Genomic DNA, 231 nt, shown 5'->3' on the forward strand with positions numbered 1-231 from the left:
ATCAAATACAGTAAATCATTTGGTTGATTGATTTTCTCGGGATTTTTTGTTTCTCCCATGAAAACACTGTTATCCGCAAGATCAATAACTGGTATTTCTGTCTTAACTTCTGTCTTATACGTTAGGAAGGCCTTCGGCATACAATCCGTAAGCATATATTCAATTCTATCTTTCGGATAAGTCGGATCCATCGGTACATATGCTGCACCTGCTTTAATGATGCCGTAAATC

1 protein-coding gene is annotated in these 231 nt (G+C 37.2%); it reads right to left on the reverse strand.

The genetic code is table 11. The annotated features are described in order from the left end of the window. Nucleotides 1-231: AMP-binding protein (locus tag MR167_RS32425; protein ID WP_242316304.1), on the reverse strand; the 231-nt coding region annotated here is incomplete at both ends.

This window comes from Bacillus cereus group sp. BfR-BA-01355 (assembly GCF_022663675.1).
Taxonomy (GTDB): domain Bacteria; phylum Bacillota; class Bacilli; order Bacillales; family Bacillaceae_G; genus Bacillus_A; species Bacillus_A thuringiensis_S.